The organism is Bradyrhizobium sp. LB13.1 (genome assembly GCF_054056815.1).
This window is the reverse complement of record NZ_JBSRYQ010000001.1, coordinates 2,593,508-2,614,728: the sequence shown is the minus strand read 5'-3', so window position 1 is coordinate 2,614,728 and position 21,221 is coordinate 2,593,508. Positions and strand designations below refer to the sequence as shown.

Here is a 21,221-nt window from a genome sequence, read left to right as displayed (position 1 = left end):
AATTTGCAAACCGAGGCAGATAAGGGCGTAAAGACACACAACTCTGGCGCGTCTGGAAACGTCGGAAGTCAGGAGTCCCCTGGCGCCGCAGCGCACCCGCCTGGGCAACCTGGCGTAGGTGGTGCTGCAACCGCCACTAGTGCGCAAAACTCAGGCGCCGGCATCAGCGGTGCGCCCGGCGGTAAGAGCGGACCGCCCCCCGGGCAAGGCACTGTCGGCTCAGCGGGTGACCCTACTGTGCAACAGCAGGATCCGACTAACATCAAGGGACTTCCAGGAAACAAGAGCGGCCCGCCTGCGAAACGTTAAACAATCGCTTTGGCAAACTCAGGGCTTGGATCGAGCGCAGTACCGCCCTTGCCTGAGTGATGCGCGCCCGCCCCTGCCGCTCTGCTGATGAATGCTCTGCTGATGAATAGGGATGATGCGACGCGCGGCGGGCCTGAGCGACAGCAGCAGGCGACATGAGTAGTAGCCACACCTGGTCAGATCCTCGCCGCCGAGCGCAATGATATCGAAGGCCTAAAGCTGCACCTCCGCGTCGTGCTTCCATGAATGCAGCGCGTTAAATTCGGAGACGCCGTTTACGCCGAGCACCGCGGCCTCGCCGTCGATGAAGAGCTGCACGCGGCTCGTCAGCGTTTCAGGATATGCGCAGTTGTTTGCCTTGGCGCGTAATTCCTCCGCGCGGTCCCGCGAGTGACTTCGGAGAGTGCATTCTCGCGATGCCCATGACCAACGCCCCTTGATTGGATCATTCATTTTCATTGATGGACGTTCAGGCCAGCTTGTTCCGGGACGCAAGCGAAAATAGCATAGAGCAAACTAGGCCACTGCTGAAATTAAGCTAAGCCACCGCGCTCGGAAAGAGGCCAGTACCGGGGCAGCGAGTGAGAACAAGTCGGCAACGAGAACGGATTGCGAACCGCGGCTGCGCCACATCAAGGTTCTCTTTCGTCAACAGCCGTCATCGACCTTGTATCGCCGGACGTCTAACCACGAAGCGGACGTTGCTTGCGGGCCGAAAGAGGCCGGTTACAGTAACTGGACGCCTCGCGAAATGCGGCCAGTTCGTGAGCAAATGTGAAGCGAAGCAAAACGCTCGCGGCGCCGTCGGTTGTCGATACTGATGAAAGGTGAGTGTCAATGACTGTTTTCTCGGGCTCGGTATTCGCGATGGACGTTGACGGCAAAGCTATCTTCGCGTTCGAGGCAAAGAATTTCCGGGAAGCCTTCGAGTTGTGCAAAGAGGAGTGGGTTCGTGATGACTTGACCACGATTACATCGAACGGCCTCCCGCTTTGCTCCTCGACGGCCAAGTTGACAGTTCGCAGAGCTGACGAAGCCGAGATTGTCATCTATCGAAATGCTGCTATCCAAGCTCAGACCGAAGACTTGGTCCTAGCATATCTGGTCGAGTTAGATCGAGCGTAGCGACCTTCCCTGTGTCGCGCCTTCTAAGAAGAGAGGGACATCCATCTACTACTTCTGCTCTGGGTCAATAGGCGACCCCGCTGGACTTTAGAATGGCGTAAGGAGTTGGCGAGAGACAGGAATGCTCTGAATACGTTGCCGTCCACGAAACCCAGGGCCGCAGTCATTTTAAGCCCGTTTAAATCCATCCGCGGCAGCGGCATGCGCTACGGTCACGCCGCCCATGACGATATGCCTCTACTTCCATAGGGTGAAAGACGAAGTGTGATTATGGATAATCTGATCGTATAATAGGTTTTAGCGAATGCCGGGATACCCGGTTGGAGCAGTGTTGCAGCGGCGCGTGATTGTGGGGACGAGAGTCCACATTGGCAAGGACCAACCGCATGACCAAGATAGCGAATTTGGCTCTACTCTCATTCATGGTAATCTTGACGTTGAGTGCGCGGGGACCAGCCGAAGCCCAGCAAGGCAGCATGGGTTTCTTCATAACCAGTGTCGGGCTTGAGAGGGGCGGCGACCTCGGTGGGCTGGACGGGGCGGATCGACATTGCGAGACCCTCGCCCAGGCCGCAGGCGCGGGCGGCAAAACATGGCACGCCTATCTTTCGACGCAGGGGCCGGGCGCTATCAATGCCAAGGATCGGATCGGTAACGGTCCCTGGTCCAACGCCAAGGGAATCCAGATCGCGGCAAACGTGGCCGACCTGCACAGCGACAACAACAAGATCAACAAAGAGACCGGCCTCGATGAGAAGGGTATGGTGGTCAAGGGACGTGGCGACAACCCCAATCAACATGACATGCTCACCGGCACACAACACGATGGCACGGCTCCATTCCGGGTGCCGACGCGACTTGCAGCAACTGGACGAGCAGCACTGACGGACAGGGTAGCGCGATCGTCGGACACCATGATCTGATCGGCAACGCTCAGGGTCCCAATTTCTGGAACTATTCGCACAAGACGCCGGGTTGTTCCCCGGCGAACTTGCAGCGCGTCGGCGGAGCGGGATTGCTTTACTGCTTCGCCACCAATTGAGCGGCATCTTGGTCAATTGTTTTCTGGGCCGAGGAATCGAAGCGTAGAAGTGCTGGCGCTCGCCCATCGAGGCATTTTCGGACTTGTTTTTGCTGCCCCTATAATGGTCGTCGCGGAGACTACAATGCCGACTGACGAAAGCAAGGATCGCTCCCACGTACAATCGGGTGAGGTGCTCGATTTCCAGTCTCACCGGATCCATGCCATCACGCAGACCCAAGCGCAGTCATCCGGGATCCCTACGAGCCTCTACATTCGGCTCATCCAGTTGGCGCAGCGGGCCGAAAAGATTTGGCGTGATGAGACAGCGGCCATCAGACGAGAGGAGCTCGGATTGCTCGATATCCGTGATCGGAGCGGTGCTCAGGTTTCATCAATCTCGGAAAACCTATCTCTGCTCGACCTTGATCGCGACTTCGTTGCCTCTCGTTTGGCCGTCCTGGCCGCAAAAGAGGATTTGCAGGGCCGCGGAGCGACAGAGCTAGACGCCGAGACAACCCTTACGTGGGATGACACCGAAGCCACGATCTCCTCCGTAAAGGATTGGGGCGCGTTTATCGAGGCTGTTCGTGCTTATGGGGTTCGATCGCGACGGTGAAATAGCCGATGTCAAATGACGAGGCTGTTTCCGAGTCGATCAACACCTAGCTTTTTCGGATCATGTTTTCGGTCAACCTCTGTCGTCTGCATCTCGCCGCCCTGACGCAGCCGCGCTTGTGGTCGACGAAACGGGCCCATCTTGCCTATCGCAGTAGCGTCCTTGCAACACGAACACTCATGTAATCCATCCGATTCGATGAGCCGAACCAAATGCGCGCCGCAGCGCGGCGGGTTTGCACCGCTCGACTAACCGAGCCGCCGCGCAGGACATGTCGGCTGCAATCTCCTTCTATCCATGCCGTTCCGTCCGCCGGTGCGTCTTGGTAAGTGTCGTGCCAGCAATCCTCCACCCAGTCGTAGACGCTACCATGGACTTCATAGATCCCCCAAGGATTAGGAGGCGACCGTCTTGGCGGCGGAGACTTCGTCCCGGCGATTTGGCGTTCTTCGGCCGGATCAAAAGCGAAGGAATCGCCCCACCAGAAAGCAGTCGTCGTTCCGGCGCGCGCGACGTACTCCCGCTCCGATTCGCTCAACAACCGATATGGCTTTCCGGTCGCACGCGACAGCCAGTCGACGTACTCTTTGGCTTCGGCCCATTGAATATTGGTGACGGGTTTCCATTCGCTACTGCTGGTCGGATCCGACGATCGAAAGCTGCAACCCTTCCTCATGACGCAGGCGTTCCACTCCTGGAGAGAAACGGGAAAACGTCCAACCGAGAAGCTCGGGAACGTCACCTGGTGTTGCGGCCGTTCGTCCGCTGTGCTGCCTGCTTCACCCGCGCTTGCGCCCATGGTGAACCGGCCGGCAGGAACGACGATCATCACCGGACAGAGATCACACTCTTTAAAGCGATCAAGCGGTACCAATGCGCTTTCTTCAGATCGCGATAGCAGCCGGAAAAGCCGCAAATCCAGGGGCGATGGGCGCTCTAAGATCGAGAGCGCCGGTGTGGATTGATCCAACGTTTCTGCACCGGCGCTCGCTACCTGGAGTTGGACAATCAGCGGCGCAAGCAACAGAGGTAATAAGTGAACAAACCTGTCCATCCAGGGCTCCCAGCCGCATCACGGTGGTCGACACTCGGTTGGCGGCGGCGCGTCAGGCAATTTGTTTCAATCATAAGACAGAACGGCTTGCGGCGTCTTCCTCGACCGCCGTTCACCCGCCATCCTACTACGCCTACAATACATCTCGTTGCGCAGGCCAACAAGACGGCTCCGTTGCTAATCTGAATTGCTTCGCGGCTTGAAGAGATGAAACAGCGCCCTTCACTCGCGGCCAGTCGAGACGCGTGACGAAAAAAGCTGCCTTGGTGCGTGATGAGACCCGCACGCCAAACGGCCAGTTTTTGTTTGGTTTCGTTAGTCCAAGCGCGTGATTATATAACTGCACCGCTCGCTTCTGCCTCGGGGGCTTGCCGATAGTCTTGCGAGAGGTCGCTTACGGGTCAAAGTGCGAAGAACTCAACGTGAGCAAATCTAGTCCGCCCTTCTCACTACGCGGACCTCAAGGAGGTGCGCAGCTACTTCGCTGATGGGCCATGAGCAGATTTCGGAGTAAAGACGCCTTCAATTGAGGCGGCCCTACTCTTTGTCGTTTCGATAAGCTCTGAGTTCTGGCCGCATCATGCCGCTTTCGAGCACGGTCAGCCTGCACCAGCGAAACCGATCAACGGCTTAGCAGCACACGACCTTAGCAGCCACTGCCGGTGGATGAGCCTGCGCAGACCGACGGCTCTTTCTAAGCGCGGGTTTGTTCGTTCCAACGTGAACAAAATGGCCTGTAGCGTAGTTGTTCCCGGACGCAACGTGGCGGAGAGGGAGATGGGAATCGAGCGCATGCACCCGCCTAGGTACTGGCAGATGCGAGCAGAGGAGTTTCGGACTAAGGCGGACAACGCAGAACACCCGCCTGTGAGGGAAACGCTGCGGAATATCGCCCAGACTTACGATGACCTCGCCTGCTGCGCGGAGCAAATCCGGACCGCACAAGGCGCGACGGAGTAAGCCTTCAGGGCCGCGGCGGTCGGCGGCCTCTTTCGTCCAAGTCTCGCCGCCGGTTCACCAGCTTTCAGTCTGCTCAACAGTGGCAGAGACTGTCAGGAGAACGCCGCCGTCATTCCTAACGACAATCGCGATGGTGCCCGGACGAGCAGCAAAAGTAAAATCGCGCACGGCCTCGCCTAGGGCAATCATGGCCATCCTGTGAGCTGCAACAACGCTGTGCATTTCCTGGCCGAACTCGTCGAGAGTGACCCGTTCCGCTTCATGATAGTCGAAATGAAAACGCGGCATTTGGCGCTAAGTTAGTAAATGCCCGGACGTTCCTAAAATCCTGAACCAGATTTGCTGAGCGTTGATCCTGCGCTTGGGTTCAACTCATGCAGATATTCAGGGCTGAACTCGGCTACAGCTTGCAGTTCCTGTGGGCGGAGCACTGTAACGGTGTGGTTTTCCCATTCAATGAGGCCCAAACCCCTGAGTTCCTGGATCGTCCTGTTCACGTGAACTATCGAAAGTCCACATGCATCGGCAACATCTTGCTGCGTGAGCGGAATCCGGAAGCTGCCGTTGTCCCCCAGCCCAACGAATTCCATGCGAGTGGTAAGCTCGCAAAGAAGATGCGCGAGTCGACCTAAGGCTTGGCGTGCTCCGAGATTCTCAACCCATTCGCGATAGATGGAAGCCTGTATCAGCGTTTCGCGCCAAAAAGCGTGTGTAAGTCCGAGAGAGTCGGTCATCATCTCTCTGAGAGATGAATGAAGCACAGCGGCTATCGTCGAATTGCCTACGCTGCAAAGATCACAATCCGCGATCGGCAAATGCAGGGTAGGCAGGTCGGGCATGTCCCCAGCCAGATAGAACGACGAGATCTGATTTCGATCATTCACCACTCTTTGCCGAGCTAGAAAGCCGTCGATCACAACGATGCAGCTGATGGGCTTGTCTCCCTCGCGCACCGCGTATTCGCCATCAGCCAGGGACTTCACCCTATATGGAATGCGCGCGAGTCTAAGCTTATCTCGTTCGAATAGACCGCCGACTGCCTGTAGGCGCGCTATTAGCTTGCGGTGCGGCATGATCGCTCCCTTGCACATGCAGGCGGGAGCGCGACCTCTCTCAGCCACCGACGCCTACGGACAAAGCCTCGGCCGATGATGCTTCAGTAAAGCATTAAATTCGCCAGCGTTCTAGACTCTTCGGCAACGAACATCGCTTTCTCGCGCTCCAGCCAGATGGAGCAGCGTTTGCACGCATCGGGCTGTCTGTCCTGCAGGGAAGGGACGTCGGAAGCTTGACTGGACTCCTCGCAAATTATTGCTGATGAGGCTGACCAGGGGGCGGAATTAACTTTGCGCCGTCGGACTGATTGCGCTGCTGAGAGCACCATTCGAAGATGCCCGTAGCAAGACCTCGGCTGGATTGGCGGGCCGAGGCCCTCCGCCGATACGAATGTCCGCTTCGGGCGAGAGCGAACAAACGTTGGGTACGAACATAGCTGTTTTGCCCCAATGCAGGTCAAAATGCCCAGCGATGCAGTTCGCTGAGCGAACCTCAGTTTCACGCGGCGCTCATCCTTCGCTCATAGAGGAACCTCTACGTTGCCCCGGAGGCTGCGCTCGATAGGAGAAACTAGATGAAACTTAGATTCGCACTTCTCGCACTGGCCACGATAGGCGGCGCAGCGCTTTCGACCGGAACCGCTTCAGCAATGCCACTGGCCCCCTTGGGACAGTTCCAGTCTTCGAACGTCGAGAACGTTGCAGTGGTCTGCGGTCCGCGCGGTTGTGTCCGCCAAGGCCCGTGTATCGGCCGAGGCCTACGTCGTCCGCCGCCCCTATGTACGTCGCGGCTACGGATACCATCGGAGCTATCGTCAGTACTGATCTTCAAAGAGGGCTTCGGCCCTCTTTTTTCTTCCTGCTAACGTTTGGTCCAAAGTCGGCCTATCCATCGAGATCCAGATACAAGACGCGTTGCTTGCCAATAAAGAACTGCTCTTCGGCGGTAGACAACCTGACCTCCATCGTGCGCGGGCGTCGCACAACGGGGTGCCATGAGACGTAATTGTACTTAACCTTGTGCGTACCCGATTCGCAAAGACGCCTGCGCTTGCTCGACGCTCAGCCAGGGTAGGAACTATCCCCGTTGGGACAGCTTGGTATCCAAAACGAAAGGATATCTTATGTCCACACAGGTAGCGAAGACAGAAGCCGATGGGGGCCATCAAGTCCCGCCACGTCGTCACGACGCCGGTAGCGGCGCGAACGAAACTACCGATGGATTAGATGCAAGCACCGAAGCGTTGCGCCATGCTGCGGAAGACACGCCATCGGGTGCCTTGCCGGAGAATCTTGAAATTGTCCCGGTATTTGACCGCGCCGACTTAGCACCCAAAATTTAGGTGCAATCATGGTGAGAAAAAAGCATGGCATCATTATCGAAACACCCACGGAAGCGCGCCAAGCCGAACCCGGGCCCTCGATCCTCTTGCTGCTTCTCATCAGCGTAAGTGTCGCGGTGATCGCTATGGCCGTTGTCTGGTTCGTGTTCTTCCGCACCTAGTGTCGAGTTGCTTTTAGCTCGGCCGATTTTACAGCCCGTCATGTGGACAATTGTCACGCCGGACCGCATTGATCGCGAGGCCAATCACATGTCCATCCTAACGGAGGATATCATGAAGCAATCGCAGCATTTCTTAGAAAATGCAGAGAACTGCGCCCAACTTGCCGAGCGCGCTGCCGAGGATCCAACTTACAACCGATACAAGCGCATGGAAGCCGCCGTTCAGCAAGGTGAGATTGTTCAGAGCGCCAAGCAGTTAAAGCGAGCGAGACTCCCGAACTAGTTGAAAGCCGTTCAAACTTGGCGAACTGAGTAACGGCGGGGTCTGTTGCTAAGCTTGGGGAGCACTTCCGGACCTAGTCTAGGCAAACGGCGGCACCTCGACCAGTGTTCCGATCAGTCGCAACAACGCTTGCTGTTCGGGTCCCTTTCCGTCACGCAAGAAGTCGCCCAATTCAATGTGAGAAAGGCGGCCACCAGAAGGGGCATTGGGCTGATGGATAATAAAAGCATGACCGTTAGTAGGCTCGCGCCCGATGAACCAAGTGTCGCCATTTGGGCTGCGATATAGTTCTCGCCGGTCTGACATACTTGCTCCTAACCGCCCCGCTAATATGGTAGGCGAATGGGCGCTTTCGAGAGGGATATGTGGCAACTCGGAACGGATCCACCACGGTTGGCCCAGGTAATACCAGTGAGGCCAATAGCTTAGCCAAATCTTGCACCTACGCAGTCCGCAGCCGTCGTGAAACGGGATCGTGGTCCGCAGGATCAGTGAACATCAGGTCGGAACGCCCCAGCCTAGAACTATTCCTTCTCCAGGTATTTCTCTAAGTACAGTGAGGCCGCCGCGAGACCCACAGGGGTTCCAGAGCAACCCACGAGGCCTCTAGAAAGATCGGCTGCGTGTGTTTCGACAAGGCGGATCAGCCTATCGAATCCTTCTTATGCACGGCCAGAAACGCACGGGGGCCACGCCGGCTGCTCGACAGTCAGCCGTATGCAGCGCCGAGTTCGTGCACACGCGGTCAGGAGTGGTCAGTGACAGTCCTAAGAATAAGACCCAAGGCCGTATATTGTTTTGAAAGCGGGTCAGCCTGAACCCGCATCGTTTATTGTACGCCCTCGCGAAGGTCGGGATCTGCGGCCTCCGCTGAACACACATTGGCAACTCTGCTTTTGATGTGGCAGCACGTAACTCTCAAGAAGCTGCCTCGATACACTTTCGCTATTATGTGCACAGTTGACTAATCTATCGCCGCCCGCTCTCACATTACAGTTCGGCCTAGACAGCGGGTAAGCATCCGGCGAAGACCGCGCGCGGGTCATTTTCCGCCCAGGCGGCTTGATCAACGTTCCGGGTGCCGGAGCGCCAATTCCATATCAACAGGTCGTCGAGCCTTTGGACGGCATGCTCGGCGATGCGCGCGAGAACGTCGGCGAGCCAGGCTTTTTGACGATCAGGGCTGTACATCACCGCGGCACGCTCGCCGCCGCGATCCGAGCCGCAGAACAACCACGACTTCCGATCCAAAGCGATGCCGCGCACGCCACGCTCGGCCGCATTGTTGGACAGGCAGATGCGGCCGTCATCGAGGAGGCGGGTGAATGCGCCCCAACGCGGTTGAGCAGGTAATCCATGGTTTTGGCGACATCATTGCTGCGCGAAAGCTTGGCGCGTTGCGCGCTCAAGAACGACTCGGTTGTTGCCACGCCGTTTCAAAACGGATGAGTTCACCAGGAAAGAAATCCTCACGCCCATGTTCGTGCCACGTTTTAAGCTGATGCTTGAAGCACGGGCAGAAAGCAAACCAATTGACAAAAGCGTCGGAGGAAGCCGTCATGACAACGAAGTTGGCAAGTGCCGTCTGTATTCTCTCGCTCGTACTCTGGGGCTCGGCCGCAACCGTTCATATTGCATCGGCGCAAGCGCAGTCCATCCCCGCGCCCCCGCTCGCCGGTCCGCCGTCGCCGGAGCAAGTGCAGCCGTGGGGTCTGCCACCACCGCCGCCCGGCATCGGACCGGTTACTTTGTTTGCGGATATCCATGATCAACCCCAGGGGAAGTTTCTCGAGGGCGGGGCCTTCGACAAGGCAGGCAACTTCTGGTTTGTCGCGATTGGCAGCGGCTGGGTGTCCTATCTCACTCCAGACGCCAAGCTGGTCCCCGGGTTCAACTGCAACCCGAAAGGAGACCTCGGTCCCGCTTGCGAACCGCAGGGGACGCGCTGGCATGACGGCAAGCTTTACGTCACGACCCGCCACCTCGGCGTCCTGGTCTATGATCCGGAGACGAAGAAACTAAGCTCGCTCGTTTCCACGTTCCATAACGAACTCTTCAAGGGTCCAAATGATCTCGACTTCGACGCCGAGGGCAACCTATATTTCACCGACCCATGGGGAACAGGACCAGGACCCGATGCGGCTGATCGGACCGGCGCGGTCTATCAATATTCCAAGGACGGGATTCTCCGGCGCATCATCACTACGGGCAGTTTTCCTAACGGCATAGCGGTTTCGCCGGATGACGGCACGCTGGCTGTTGCGGATTATGCGAGCAACCGGATGCTGTATTATTCGTTCCTGCGAGGGCCGAATCCCGCCTGCGCCGACTGCGCCAACGATCCCTCGCACACGACATTCTTCTTCGCCACGGCCGGAAGCTACAATCCCGGCAACGGTGGGCCTGACGGCATCCACTATGACGTGCATGGGAATCTCTGGGCGGCGTGCGGCATCGGCGGAGTCATCGAGTACGATCCGCGTGGCTTCATCATCGGTTACGTACCGTTGCCAAATGGTGATTCCTCGGCCACGAACTTTGCCTTTGGCGGCGAGAATAACCAATACATCTACATGGAAGGTGCCGTCAGCGGAACCGTCTACAAGTTCAAGGCGCCCTACCCCGGACTGATTGGGCCAGATGGCGTGCGGTTGGCGGCGCAACCCTGAGTTCGCCGTGAGGCTGCGGTGGCGCGCACCGCGTTGGCGCGCACCGCCGTACCACGTCCACGACCAAGTCTACATGCCGGAAGCGACCGACGCTGCGGCCACGCCAACTCCACTGTTCACTCGGAACAGCTTGCGAAGAAGGGTAAGAAACCGAAGCGCTAGTTGCCCTTCGGTTCGTCTCGCCTTTGAATTTGATCCAGCGCTCCAGGCGGGAGATTCTCAAATATTTCCTCAATCTTCTTTTGAGGATACGGCGCTCAACGACCAAGTTGATTAAACGCAACAGGGCGTACGCTGTACCGGTATTTTATCTTCTTTGAGCGCCAATTCGCCGGGGTGGACTGCGTTACTCTGGTTTCTGAGTTATTACCACTTCGGGAACCTTCCAGAACTTTCCGGTTATCGAAATTTACGGCCCAGGACTACTTTCGTGGCGAAGGAGCCTGTCATGAAGCCATCAGAGATTTACAAGGAGAACGCAGGAGAGCCCTCCAGGAATAGCCCGGCCTGTAAGCGGTACCGGCGCATGGAACAGGCGTGGCGGTCTTTGGCCGAAGAGCAGAAATGGCTGGACGGGGAAGTGCCACCGGTTCGGACGGATCGTGCCGATGTATCGAAAAAGCCGCCTGGTTAGGACGGCTTTTTTGTGTCTTAGAAACTTGCGGCGTCGCCGATGTGGCACGCCGACCGTGCGTATCTATCTCCTGTTCTTCAAACGGATCTCTCCGGTAAAAAGAGCCTATGGGCTCCTCCTTGTACCTTCGGAGAATGTCTGCGGATGTCGGTTCAAACTGGTGAACCTGACGTACTTGATGGCGGAAATTTGGGATATCCTAACCGAACCTTCCTAAAATTCGTTTTCTAAAATGACTTCTGAATTGCGGGAATGCGTACGGTTGGACCATCCGGTCCAAAGGGTAGTCATGGCCACACTTTTTGGGCCCCTACCCACGCGATTCTTGCGGCGGCCCCTATCGAGAGCTCGTTCAAGACCAGACAGGGAACGCAGCAGGCAAAGCCAATGCCGACCCGGTTGAGTTCAGTAATGAGCGCGACCTCAAACATTCGGCGCAGCGAATACGCGGGCGGAAGCCCGCTTATGGTTACGCTGCGGATGCTATGCAGGCATCAGATCAGGTCCGAGAAGGGCCAAAGGCGGAAGTGGCCCACTCTATTCGATCACTTCGTCCGCGGTGGCAACAAGCGAGGCCGGGATTTCGAGACCAAGCGATTTTGCGGTCTTGAGATTAATCACGGTCAGGAATTTGGTGGGTTGCTCGACAGGAAGCTCGCCCGCTTTAGCGCCTTTCAGAATTTGATCGACATAGTGCGCCCCACGTCGAGCCATGTGGAAAAAGTCCGGCCCGTAAGCCAACAATCCGCCCGCCTTAGCAAAGCTGATCTCCAGGCTCATCGACGCCAAGCCCGCTCGCGCCGCGAGATCGGGTACCCGGTTCGGCGGGAAGGAAAAGATCGTGTCAGCGAATAGGTACAAAGCCTCGGCACCCCGAGCTTTGGCGGCGGCAACCGCTGCGGCAACTCCATCGGCTTCGCGCACTTCGAAAAGGTCTATCTCAAAGCCGAGCTTGGCGGCAGGAGCTACCGTCTCCGGGTATAGCCGCCGATGGTTTGGGTTTGCAGGATTGATGATAATGGCGACGCGCCTCACCTGTGGCAAAGCCCCTCGAAGAATTTCAAGCTGCTTTCCAGCGAAATCGCCGGGAACCAGTGCGGTGACACCCGTCATGTTTCCGCCAGGCTTGGCGAGGCTGGCGGCAAAACCCAAACCGACGGGATCGCCGACGAACAGCATGACGACCGGTACGTCTGAAGTGGCGTTCTTTGCTGCCAGCGCAGCCTGAGCAGCGACGACAACGATGAGATCGGGTTTCGATTGCACGAGGTCGGCAGCGAACGCCGGAAGCTGGTCGAGGCGATTATCCGGGTCCTTGCGCTCGACGACTAGGTTAGCCCCCTCGATCCAGCCGAGCTTTCGAAGCTCGTCGAAAAAGGCGGTGTTGTAGACGGTGTCGCACTTGGGGGCACAGAGCATTCCGATCCGCGCCACTTTCGGCACCGCTTGGGTTGCGGCTGCTGACGCGAATACAAGCAGCACAACCAGAAGGACAGGCATGGTAGGGGTAAATCGCTTCATTCGATCACCATGTCGGCGCGCCGAGGAGGATTTCGCAGTGCGGCCGATTTCGGCCTTGGCCCCGAGAGGGCTGAGTTCCTAACAGCTTATAGGCCGACAGGTGGATCACAATGTGACGCGGTGGATCAAACCTAGCAGTCTGCTGAAAAACCTTGAAATGGAGAATTTTCATTTTTCCGCCGGTCGTTTTTGGAGCGGCGCGGTAGAGTTGGATGTAATTTCTAGCTTGTTATTGAGTGTGCCCCGGCGCGGGGTGGCTATGCGGCGAGCAGTTTGGGAATTCGGATCAGGTTATAGGCGATCAGATTAAGCAGGAAGTCGGCGGCGACGCGAGCGATGCCCCGATGTTTGGTCTTGCGCATGGTGCCATGCTGCTTGCCCCATCCGAAAATGCACTCGACCATCGCCCGGCGCGATTGCGACATGCCGTATCCCGGATGCCGCGTGGTTCGTTCGTCGATCGCGCTGTTACGGTTCTTGCCGGTTTTGGTGATGGCCTGGTTCTGCTGGCACACGTTTATCCGGCGCGATGTACGAAAACAGGCCGCCCTGATCCGTAAACCTGCCGCGCATGATCGTCTCCGCCGATTCGAGATGATAAAGTGAATCATCAAGTCCCCTTCCTGGCGAGGGGTTTTTCAGCAGACTGCTAGAAGTCTGAGTTTGCGCAGTTAGAAGTCCGTTTTAGCAAGAATCGACATCGTCAGCCGCTCTGTCAGGTCCGAAAAGCCAGCAGCCGACATTCGGACTGAAAGAGGACGCCAACTGAGAAGCCTTACCGGATGATCGAAAGGTCGGTGAGGTCCTTCTAGTCGCGGCGGCATCTTTGATCTGCATCAATGGAAGGATCGAAGCATGAGCATCTGCTCAATCGCAGTTACGAACTAGGTGTCGGTTTTGCGTGACCTTGTTTTGCCTACGCGCTTTTGCGAAAGGTTTAGAGCATGCACGAGAACTTTGGCGAGGCCCGCACCGCTGTTCTAGTAGGCCCTGGTAAACGTGACCTGCGGCTTGATCTATTGCGAGGCATCGGCCAGTGGATGGTCTTCCTGGACCATATTCCGTACAACTTCCTGAACTGGTTCACCCTTCGCAACTACGGCTTCAGTGACGCAGCCGAAATATTTGTGTTCATCTCCGGATATTCGATCGGATTTGCCTACGGACCCGCGGTCAAAGCCGGCCAGTTTCTAGCTGGGGCCCGTGAAGATGGCTGTCTGTGGCTCGTCCTCTATCAGGTCGTTCGCGAGTAGCTTCCAGAGCATGCGCGGCGAGACGCCATTGCGCTCGCACTTCCAGACGCTACCGTCGGGCCCGAAAACGCGAAACACTTTCTGGTCATTGGTCGCGATCATCGCGCGACGTGCCGCAGGCGTAACGTTGAATCTTATATGCTCTGGCGCTCTCATCAGGCAACAAGAGAGAAGATGCCAAGTGGGCTCTGTTGATCTAAATCAATGCGTCCGCCGTGGGTCAGACGCGTCGCTCTAGCACTCCACTGCAAACTTCCGGTCTACCCCTCTGAGCCGACATGTCGCGGCAACGCCCCAACGGTCGCGATGGGCCATGAACGGACTCTTGCATCGCAGCGAGATAGCTCTATTCGATCACCTGATCGGCGCGAATGAGCAGTGAGGGCGGCACTGTTAAGCCGAGCGCCTTGGCCGTCTTCATGTTGATCACCAACTCGAATCTGGTCGGCTGTTCGACCGGCAACTCGGGAGGCTTGATGCCTTTGAGGATTTTATCGACGTAGCTGCCAGCACGACGCAACAGATCGAATATATCGGGGCCGTAGACGGCCAAGCCGCCATCCGCGAATTGTCGGAAGAAATGCATCGCGGGCAGATGATGTTTGGCCGCGAGCGCGATAACTCGTGGGGCTTGGCGAATGATCAGAACATCGCCCAAAACAATCATTGCATCGGCGTGCTGGGCGGCGGCCGACGCAAAGGCGATATCAAGTTCCTCGTCCGTGGTCGCCTCAACTATCGGCAGAGCCACGCCCAGCTTCCGCGCTGCGCTTGGTGCCTCCTCGGCTACCATCAGCCTGTGCATGGGGTTGCCTGGATTGACCAAGAGCGCAATTTTTAGCGCGCCAGGAACCAGTTCCTGCAGAATTTGTATTTGTTTGGCGGTCCAATCTCCCGGCACCCAGCTCGCAAGACCGGTGATGTTACCGCCTGGACGCGAGAGGCTTTGGACGAGGCTGAGCCCCACGGGATCGGCGACAACCACGAATACAATCGGAACGGTGGAAGTTGCCGATTTAAGGGCGAGGGCTGGTGACGGCCCGAGGGCAATTACCAGATCGGGAGTTAGCGCCACCAACTCCGCAGCTAGGGTTGCCATGCGATCCGGGGTTTCAGCAAAGCGATATTCAACAAGCAGGTTCTTCCCCTCGATCCAGCCCTTCTCGCGCAAGCCACTGCGCCACGCGTCGCGACTCTGAGAATCTAGGAAACCGCCCAAGAGACCGATTCGGCGAGGCGTGCCTTGGGCCCTCAAACGCCCTGGCGAAACGAGCAACACCGCGGTGCCCGCTATGAACTCCCGCCGCTTCATTCAATCCTCATCGAAGCCTGAGGACGACGGGACACAGGGTATCACGTCTCAATAGTTGGTGCACTCACCGCGGGTAGATCCAGGGTATCGGCGCAGGAGGCAACTTCGGGGCACGCGCATGAAACGCCATGAGTTTCGTTCGGTGTTACCGAAGGACGGCCACGATGGTTCTCGACAATGGAGCGACTAACCGACAAGCCGATCCCCATGCCGCCAGCATTGGTCGTGTAAAACGCATCGAACAGCCTGTTGGTATCCTGAGGATTGAATCCTGCTCCTGCGTCTTAAACAGTCATGCGAACCTGATTATCAGGATCTCGCTCTGTTCTGACAACTAGCTGCCTCGGACGATCTTCAATATCCCTCATGGCATCTGACGCGTTTCGCATCAGATTCAAGATAACCTGCTGCAGCTGAACTCGATCGCCCATGACAAGTGGAAGCCCATCCGAAAATTCGGCCTGAATCTGGATACGGTCTTTTTTGAAGTACACCCAACAACAGCGCAATCACCTCCTGCGCGGCCTCACTCACGTCAACCGATTCGAATACAACTTGCCTCTTGCCAAAGAGCGCACACAACCGAACGATGACATCAGATGCGCGGTTGCCGTCCCGCATCGTGCGCCGCGCGGTTTCGCGCGCCCCTCACGGCCGAGTAGATTCCGGGCCGATTACCTCCGGGTACACCACATCGCCCGGATTGAACTCGGTAATGGATCCTCATGATCGATGGTAATGATACAGTCGATCGCTGAATCGCGCCGTCTTCCGTGCCTCCACGCCGCCTGCAGCCGGGACTTCTCCTTGTCCCAACGCTCTTGCTCGTCGCGCGACTTCGCTTCCAGCTTTTCGATCTGCCCCTGGATTTCCGCCGCGCCCTGCTCATGTCTTTCGCGAGCGGCGTCCAACGCCTGCTGCGCCTTTCGATGGCATCCTGTCGCCGCCGGCGCTTCTTCTCCTGAGCCGCCTCTTCGCGCGCGCGGTCGCGGTCGCGCCGTTTCCGCTCGCGCTCGTAGGCAAGCGCTGCTTTGCGCTCCGTCGCCTCGCCGCCGCGTTGGGCTTCTTCGCAGCCTTGGGAGGCCCAGACTTCCGGCCGGCCGTCTTGCGCCCTTGGTCATCGATTATGTTTTTCGGTACCTCGGCGTGCTCCTCAAAGGGGTCGCCGGAGCCGACCGGCCGCTTGAGCACGACGCCAGGCTTATCCATCGTGGCGGCGATCACATCCGGATCATCGCTTTCGCGAGCAGCACCCTGGTGGAATAGATTGCTGTCCGCCCCCCAAGCTTCGAGCGCAGCCTTCATCGAGGGCGCGGCGATAGCCTGGAAGAACCCGAGCGAAGTGACGTAGGTATTCAGTCTTCTGGCCATCGCCTTCCTCACGCCTGAGGAGCGGGACGGAATATCCATTCGCGCCATACGGCAAGCAGCGCGGCCATGATGACCGGTCCCACGAACAGACCAATCAGGCCGAAAGCCGCGAGCCCACCGAAGATTCCGACGAATGCGAGCAGAAACGGAAGCCGCGCCGAGCCACTCACCAATGTGGGCCAGACGAAGTGATCGCGGGCGAGCATGACGATGCAGCCCCACAGAAACACGCACGTCCCCGCGACACCGCTGCCGTGTTCGGAAATCGTCACGATCGCCGCAACCGTGAAGGCCAACCAGGCGCCGAACGGGATCAGCGCGAAGGCCGTGGTAAAGATCAGGAACATGAGCGCGTTCGGTACGCCGGCAATGAAATAGCCGATGCCGATCGCGGCTCCCTCGCCCAAGGCAACCAGCACCGTGCCGTTCACGGTCGCGCGGGTTGCGTCGATCATCTTCTCAACTAGTCCTTCTCCGGCATCTCCGAAAATCCGGTCGCACGTCTCGAGGAAGCGGTTCGCGACCGAGCGTCCACTCCGGAGCAAAGCAAACAGGGTCAGCAAGGAGAAGAACAGCAGAAACAAGCGGTGAAGAAGCTGACCGCCGAACGTGCGGAACAGGTCGGAGACGTTGTCGGCATTGACGGTCTTCAGCCACGCCGTCGCCGCCTTCGGATCCGACAAATTGGCGCGCCACCATTGCTCCATGCTTTCGGCCGCGATCGGCAAACGCGCGATCCAGTCCGGCACCTGAATTCCTCCCTCGCGAGCCCTCTTGAGCCAGTCGGCGAGCAGATCGCTCTGCTGGGCGACCTCGTACAGCGCAAGCGAAATCGGCGTCACCATGATCAGCGCGACGAGAGCGGTGAAGACGAAGGCCGCTGCCGGGGAGGGACCGGCCATGAAGCGCTTGGCGAACGCCAGATAGAGCGGCCACAGGGCGACTGCGAGGATGGTCGCCCAGATCAGGGCGGCGAGGAAGCTTGCGGCGGTCCACAGTCCAAGCGCGGCCAGCACAAGCACCAGAACGATCCTGGCATTCATGCGCGCTCTCGCGCCTAAGGGGAGTGGCTTTTGCTCGTCCGGGCTAGACGCTTCAGCACGCGAACCGGTCGAATGGAGCTTCCTCGATGCGGACTTGGAAGTACCGGTCATACGAAGTGAGGCTCCCATCCGGGCCGCCTAGGATTCGGCCGTCGAGAGTGCGCCGCTCTTTGGAGGGCCGGCAGGCAAAATCACCCGCTTACGAATGCGAACGATGCGGACCTTGCCGGTCGAGGCCTCGGGCCGCAGGGCACGTCTGCTCCGCCAGGCCGCCACCTCGGCTTCCAGGCTCGAAGCTCCGGCTTCGGCCGTGACGTCGTTGGACGCACTCATCTTCGCTATCCTCTATTGCCGCGCGCATAGAACGGGATCGAGCGCGAGATGTTCCGACGCCAGGAACCGGTTGTGGCCCGCCGCCGTTCTCCGCCGGAGGAGGCTCATCGGCATGAGCTTGAGTCGGTCGATCGAAGGACTCGGACCCTACCCATTGCTGCTTCTGCTTGGGGTGCGGACGGCGACTGTCGAGCCGCTGAAGCTACGCCGCGGTAGCCGTGGCCGGCAAAGGCCATTGGATCACCGGAACGGCCATGATCGTAGCCCGCTACGGTTTCAGCCTTCTCGTCGTCCATCGCCTCTTCGTGATCGTCCAACCGAAGCTTCTTACGATCCCGTGGTTCGCGAAGCTCTGGGAAGCATTTCGGTCGATCCGGACGCGTGCGTCGCAGCTCGTCGGAGGCTGGATCGAGCACTCCAAAAATCGGGATTCTTATCCATCTCGCTTGTCGCCCGACGGAACGGGCGAGAGATGCATGAATCCACGGTCGGCAGCGAAATGAGCCGCAAGTCGACCCTGCCCAAGCGTCTGCAGCCCATGCTGGCGACGCTAACCGATGCGCCGTTCGACGATCCCGACTGGGTCTTCGAAGACAAATACGACGGATTCCGCATGGTCTGCGAGATCCGCGGCGGCAAGGTCGCTCTTTACAGCCGAAACGGCAAGATCATCAGCCACAGCTATATCGAGGTCGCTCAGTCGCTCGAAGGCGTGAAGTGCGACGCGGTGATCGACGGCGAGCTCGTCGCCATCGGCAAGGACGGCGTCTCGCACTTCCAGTTGCTGCAGAACGCGTTGCGCCACGAGGCCAAGCTACTGTATTGCGCGTTCGACCTCATGTTCGCGGATGGCGAGGACCTGCGCGCGCTGCCGCTCCTGGAGCGCAAGAAGCGGCTCAAGGCCATCCTGCCTCGCCACAAGCTGATCGCCTTCAGCAAACATCGCAAGGCGACCGGCAGAAAGTTCTTTGCCGAGGCGGAGCGGCGGCATCTCGAAGGCATCATGGCCAAACGGGCCGACAGCCCCTACGCGTCCGGAGGCAGATCCTCCGACTGGCTCAAGGTGAAGACCGCACAGCGGCAGGAAGTGGCGATCGCGGGTTCACGGCGCCAAGGCGCACCCGGCCGTTCTTCGGCGCGCTCGTGCTGGCGGGTGCGCGAAGACGACGCTTGGCGGTACATCGGCCACGTCGGGACCGGATTCAGTCATCAGACCCTTGAGGATCTTCACGGCAAGCTGACGAAACTGAAGACAGCGAAATCGCCCTTCCACGCCAAAGTAAAGGACGAAGCCGTCACGACCTGGGTCCGGCCGTCCTTGATGGCGGAGGTGAAGTTCGCCGAATGGACCAGCAAGGGAGAACTGCGCCAGCCGGTCTATCTCGGTCTCCGGTCCGACAAGAAGGCCAAGGATGTGGCGCGCGAGAGGCCGCGCTCCCGGCGATAGCGGGTTCACCGTTAATCTCGACCCATGCTGCTGGAACCAATACAGGCATCCGCCCCTTATTTCCTTGCCTCCACAACGACTGGAGAGGCGCGAAGGATTCGTGATGCTTCGGCAGAGCAGGGACGAGGACATCCAGGACCGCACCGCGGAGGTCGCCTCGGCCATCGCGGAGGAAGGGCTGCGCTACGTGAGCGACGCCTCTTCCGGCTATCGCCGCAAGCGCACCGGAACGTCGTTCACCTATTACGATAAGGACGGCAAGCGCATCGCCGATGCAGCCGTCATCCGTCGCATCAAGTCGATCGGCATTCCGCCCGCCTACGAATTCGTCTGGATCTGCCCCTCGCCGAACGGTCATATCCAGGCGACCGGTCTCGACGCGCGCGGTCGCAAGCAGTACCGGTATCATCCGAAATGGCGCGAGCTGCGCGATCAGAACAAGTACGAGCACGTCATACTGTTCGCGGCCGCCCTGCCGGAGCTCCGCGCCCGCGTGGCCGCCGACATGGAGCTCGACGGCCTTCCCCGCGAGAAGGTTTTGGCCACGATCGTGAGCCTTTTGGAGAAGACGCTCATCCGTGTCGGCAACGCCGAATACGCCGAGAAGAATAAATCGTACGGGCTCACCACGATGCGGCGCAAGCACGTGGAGATCGGACGCGGCGTGCTTCGCTTCGACTTCACCGGCAAGTCCGGCAAGCAGTGGAAGCTGCAGGTCGACGACAGGCGGATCGCCGCTATCGCCAAGCGCTGTGCGGGAGATACCTGGGCACGAGCTCTTCAAATATCTCGACGACGACGATCAACCGCGCACGGTCGATTCCGGCGACGTGAACGAATACATCAAAGACATCACCAAGCAGGACTTCACGGCCAAGGACTTCCGGACCTGGGCGGGCACGGTACTGGCGGCCCTCGCGCTGTCCGAATTCAAGAGGTACGACAGCCAGACCGAGGCGAAACGCAACGTCGTCGCCGCCATCGAGCGGGTCGCGAAGCAGTTGGGCAACACTCCGGCAATCTGCCGGAAGAGCTACGTGCACCCGGAGATCCTGAGCGCCTACATGTCCGGCGATCTCTTCAAGATGCTCGACGCCAAGATCGCGCAGAAGTTCAAGCGACAATACGCGGAGCTGACCTCGGACGAGATCATGGTCCTCGCCTTCCTGCACAAAAGGCTGAAGGCGCTGAAGCCGGCAGCATAGAAGAAAGCATCGCATCGGTCAGCCTCCTCGTCTCGCCTTCGCATACCACTCGGCATAGGGAGTATTCTTCACGGCGTGTCGATTGAGGTCGGGCGCGCCGTCGTTCCACCGGACCGGCCCGCGCTCGCCCAAGGCGCGCTTCGTCTCGTCGACCATGCGATGAGCCTCGAGCTCGGCAACGCGATCGCGGATTGCCTTTGCGGCCTTCACCGCGCGGCGCGCATCCATCAGAGCCTTCACCGGCCGCGCCCTCTGGCGCGGGTCCAGATTCGGATCGCTCAAGCGCCAGAGCTTTCCCTTCACGACGAAATATCGCCCATCGGGCGTCACGGGATGGTTGATGCCGGCCATATCGCTCGGATGGACGTATTCCTTTTGAACATTTACGCCAATGCACCGATGCAGTGCCTCGGTAGGGGCCTTGGCGGCTGATCACCGGCCGCCGACGCTCGCGTTCCTTCGCCTCGGTCCGCCGCCGAACCGGTCAGGCATCGTTCCTTATG

General features: G+C 58.7%; 21 protein-coding genes and 5 pseudogenes. 12 read left to right on the top strand and 14 right to left on the bottom strand.

All coding sequences use genetic code 11. From position 1 onward, the window contains the following. Positions 1-126: 126 nt before the first annotated feature. Positions 127-309: pseudogene (locus tag ACVWYI_RS12390) on the top strand (hypothetical protein); the annotation flags it as partial. A 213-nt stretch (positions 310-522) separates the two neighbouring features. Here the strand turns inward: ACVWYI_RS12390 and ACVWYI_RS12385 are convergent. After that, on the bottom strand, positions 523-768 hold the full coding sequence (locus tag ACVWYI_RS12385; protein WP_456662155.1) for a hypothetical protein: 246 nt from the start codon (positions 766-768) through the stop codon (positions 523-525). Between the two features lie 378 nt (positions 769-1,146). Between ACVWYI_RS12385 and ACVWYI_RS12380 the strand changes: the two genes are divergently transcribed. From ACVWYI_RS12380 to ACVWYI_RS12370, 3 genes and pseudogenes are all read left to right on the top strand, one after another. Beyond that, positions 1,147-1,434, top strand: a complete 288-nt coding sequence (locus ACVWYI_RS12380) for a hypothetical protein (RefSeq protein WP_456662154.1) — start codon at positions 1,147-1,149, stop codon at positions 1,432-1,434. Positions 1,435-1,820: 386 nt separating this feature from the next. Continuing rightward, positions 1,821-2,476: pseudogene (locus ACVWYI_RS12375) on the top strand (hypothetical protein). Between the two features lie 124 nt (positions 2,477-2,600). Then, positions 2,601-3,074: a hypothetical protein gene (locus tag ACVWYI_RS12370; protein ID WP_456662067.1), complete on the top strand. Its 474-nt coding sequence runs from the start codon at positions 2,601-2,603 to the stop codon at positions 3,072-3,074. A gap of 145 nt (positions 3,075-3,219) precedes the next feature. On the opposite strand, the gene ACVWYI_RS12365 is transcribed toward ACVWYI_RS12370, so the two are convergent. The 3 genes from ACVWYI_RS12365 to ACVWYI_RS12355 form a co-directional block, all read right to left on the bottom strand. Continuing rightward, positions 3,220-4,128, bottom strand: coding sequence for a formylglycine-generating enzyme family protein (locus tag ACVWYI_RS12365; RefSeq protein WP_456662153.1), 909 nt, complete (start codon positions 4,126-4,128; stop codon positions 3,220-3,222). A gap of 1,014 nt (positions 4,129-5,142) precedes the next feature. Continuing rightward, positions 5,143-5,376 (bottom strand): DUF6894 family protein, encoded by a 234-nt coding sequence (locus ACVWYI_RS12360; RefSeq protein ID WP_456662152.1) that lies wholly within the window; start codon positions 5,374-5,376, stop codon positions 5,143-5,145. 32 nt (positions 5,377-5,408) lie between these two features. Continuing rightward, on the bottom strand, positions 5,409-6,161 hold the full coding sequence (locus tag ACVWYI_RS12355) for a Crp/Fnr family transcriptional regulator (RefSeq protein WP_456662151.1): 753 nt from the start codon (positions 6,159-6,161) through the stop codon (positions 5,409-5,411). Positions 6,162-7,267: 1,106 nt separating this feature from the next. On the opposite strand from ACVWYI_RS12355, the gene ACVWYI_RS12350 reads away from it, so the two are divergent. From ACVWYI_RS12350 to ACVWYI_RS12340, 3 genes are read left to right on the top strand one after another with little or no spacing between them, the layout of a single operon-like run. Beyond that, positions 7,268-7,486 (top strand): hypothetical protein, encoded by a 219-nt coding sequence (locus tag ACVWYI_RS12350; protein WP_456662150.1) that lies wholly within the window; start codon positions 7,268-7,270, stop codon positions 7,484-7,486. Between the two features lie 8 nt (positions 7,487-7,494). Next, on the top strand, positions 7,495-7,647 hold the full coding sequence (locus tag ACVWYI_RS12345) for a hypothetical protein (RefSeq protein ID WP_456662149.1): 153 nt from the start codon (positions 7,495-7,497) through the stop codon (positions 7,645-7,647). A gap of 40 nt (positions 7,648-7,687) precedes the next feature. Then, the gene (locus ACVWYI_RS12340) at positions 7,688-7,930 is read left to right on the top strand and encodes a hypothetical protein (RefSeq protein WP_456662148.1); all 243 of its coding nucleotides are present in this window, start codon (positions 7,688-7,690) and stop codon (positions 7,928-7,930) included. A gap of 78 nt (positions 7,931-8,008) precedes the next feature. Here ACVWYI_RS12340 and ACVWYI_RS12335 read toward each other — a convergent pair whose 3' ends face one another. Both ACVWYI_RS12335 and ACVWYI_RS12330 read right to left on the bottom strand, forming a co-directional pair. Next, positions 8,009-8,236, bottom strand: a complete 228-nt coding sequence (locus ACVWYI_RS12335; protein ID WP_456662147.1) for a hypothetical protein — start codon at positions 8,234-8,236, stop codon at positions 8,009-8,011. 696 nt (positions 8,237-8,932) lie between these two features. Further along, positions 8,933-9,360, bottom strand: a pseudogene (locus tag ACVWYI_RS12330) (IS66 family transposase); the annotation flags it as partial. 129 nt (positions 9,361-9,489) lie between these two features. On the opposite strand from ACVWYI_RS12330, the gene ACVWYI_RS12325 reads away from it, so the two are divergent. Next, positions 9,490-10,599 carry an SMP-30/gluconolactonase/LRE family protein gene (locus tag ACVWYI_RS12325; RefSeq protein ID WP_247445146.1) on the top strand — a complete coding sequence of 370 codons (1,110 nt, stop codon included), beginning with the start codon at positions 9,490-9,492 and terminating at the stop codon, positions 10,597-10,599. A gap of 1,171 nt (positions 10,600-11,770) precedes the next feature. Here ACVWYI_RS12325 and ACVWYI_RS12320 read toward each other — a convergent pair. Further along, a complete protein-coding gene (locus ACVWYI_RS12320) occupies positions 11,771-12,754 on the bottom strand; it encodes an ABC transporter substrate-binding protein (protein WP_456662146.1) in 984 nt (327 codons plus the stop codon). Positions 12,755-13,011: 257 nt separating this feature from the next. Then, complete coding sequence (locus ACVWYI_RS12315) at positions 13,012-13,365, bottom strand: transposase (RefSeq protein WP_456662145.1); 354 nt, start codon at positions 13,363-13,365, stop codon at positions 13,012-13,014. A gap of 333 nt (positions 13,366-13,698) precedes the next feature. Here ACVWYI_RS12315 and opgC point away from each other — a divergent pair, with 333 nt between their 5' ends. After that, positions 13,699-14,007, top strand: a complete 309-nt coding sequence (gene opgC, locus ACVWYI_RS12310; protein ID WP_456662144.1) for an OpgC domain-containing protein — start codon at positions 13,699-13,701, stop codon at positions 14,005-14,007. A 346-nt stretch (positions 14,008-14,353) separates the two neighbouring features. On the opposite strand, the gene ACVWYI_RS12305 is transcribed toward opgC, so the two are convergent. The 5 genes and pseudogenes from ACVWYI_RS12305 to ACVWYI_RS12285 form a co-directional block, all read right to left on the bottom strand. Then, entirely contained in the window at positions 14,354-15,319 is a 966-nt protein-coding gene (locus ACVWYI_RS12305; RefSeq protein ID WP_456662143.1) for an ABC transporter substrate-binding protein, read from the bottom strand. 41 nt (positions 15,320-15,360) lie between these two features. Beyond that, a pseudogene (locus ACVWYI_RS12300) lies at positions 15,361-15,591 on the bottom strand (ATP-binding protein); the annotation flags it as partial. A 613-nt stretch (positions 15,592-16,204) separates the two neighbouring features. Beyond that, entirely contained in the window at positions 16,205-16,702 is a 498-nt protein-coding gene (locus ACVWYI_RS12295) for a hypothetical protein (RefSeq protein ID WP_456662142.1), read from the bottom strand. After that, entirely contained in the window at positions 16,699-17,733 is a 1,035-nt protein-coding gene (locus ACVWYI_RS12290) for an AI-2E family transporter (RefSeq protein ID WP_456662141.1), read from the bottom strand. The genes ACVWYI_RS12295 and ACVWYI_RS12290 overlap by 4 nt, the downstream gene beginning before the upstream one ends. A gap of 138 nt (positions 17,734-17,871) precedes the next feature. After that, the gene (locus ACVWYI_RS12285) at positions 17,872-18,066 is read right to left on the bottom strand and encodes a hypothetical protein (RefSeq protein ID WP_456662140.1); all 195 of its coding nucleotides are present in this window, start codon (positions 18,064-18,066) and stop codon (positions 17,872-17,874) included. A 472-nt stretch (positions 18,067-18,538) separates the two neighbouring features. Between ACVWYI_RS12285 and ligD the strand changes: the two genes are divergently transcribed. From ligD to ACVWYI_RS12270, 3 genes and pseudogenes are all read left to right on the top strand, one after another. After that, positions 18,539-19,513 (top strand): non-homologous end-joining DNA ligase, encoded by a 975-nt coding sequence (gene ligD / locus ACVWYI_RS12280; RefSeq protein ID WP_456662139.1) that lies wholly within the window; start codon positions 18,539-18,541, stop codon positions 19,511-19,513. Then, positions 19,479-20,183, top strand: a pseudogene (locus ACVWYI_RS12275) (hypothetical protein); the annotation flags it as partial. The gene ligD and the pseudogene ACVWYI_RS12275, both read left to right, overlap by 35 nt. An 82-nt stretch (positions 20,184-20,265) precedes the next feature. After that, complete coding sequence (locus tag ACVWYI_RS12270; RefSeq protein WP_456662138.1) at positions 20,266-20,718, top strand: hypothetical protein; 453 nt, start codon at positions 20,266-20,268, stop codon at positions 20,716-20,718. Positions 20,719-20,736: 18 nt separating this feature from the next. Here the strand turns inward: ACVWYI_RS12270 and ACVWYI_RS12265 are convergent, their stop codons facing one another. Continuing rightward, positions 20,737-21,069 (bottom strand): hypothetical protein, encoded by a 333-nt coding sequence (locus tag ACVWYI_RS12265; protein ID WP_456662137.1) that lies wholly within the window; start codon positions 21,067-21,069, stop codon positions 20,737-20,739. Positions 21,070-21,221: the final 152 nt, after the last annotated feature.